The sequence below is a fragment of the Sutterella massiliensis genome (genome assembly GCF_016899755.1).
GTDB lineage: Bacteria > Pseudomonadota > Gammaproteobacteria > Burkholderiales > Burkholderiaceae_F > Sutterella > Sutterella massiliensis.
In genome coordinates this window covers 1-265 of sequence record NZ_JACJJC010000442.1, presented here as the reverse complement: position 1 = coordinate 265, position 265 = coordinate 1, and the positions used below count along the sequence as shown (strand labels likewise).

The following is a 265-nucleotide window of genomic DNA, read 5'->3' as shown; positions in this document are numbered from 1 at the left end:
CCCCACAGGCGCTCGAAGGTGTCGTCGTGGAGGAGGACGACCTGGCCGTCGCGCGTGACGTGCACGTCGACCTCGACCGTCCGGGCACCGACCTCAGCCGCCGAGAGGATGGCCGCCAGCGTGTTCTCGCGCTGCCGGGAGGAGTCGCCGCGGTGGGCGGTCGCGGCCGTCATCGCGCGTCGCCCGCCGTGGCGCCGTCCGGCACCAGGACCCCGCCGCGGTAGTGCCGCACCGCGCGGAGCGTCACGGTGCCGGCCTCGCCGAC

The 265-nt window shown here is 76.6% G+C and carries 1 protein-coding gene; it reads right to left on the bottom strand.

The features are described from left to right. Nucleotides 1-173 (bottom strand): glycerophosphodiester phosphodiesterase (locus H6A60_RS14120; RefSeq protein ID WP_369126661.1); only part of this gene is annotated, 173 nt, incomplete at its 3' end. Nucleotides 174-265 lie beyond the last annotated feature (92 nt).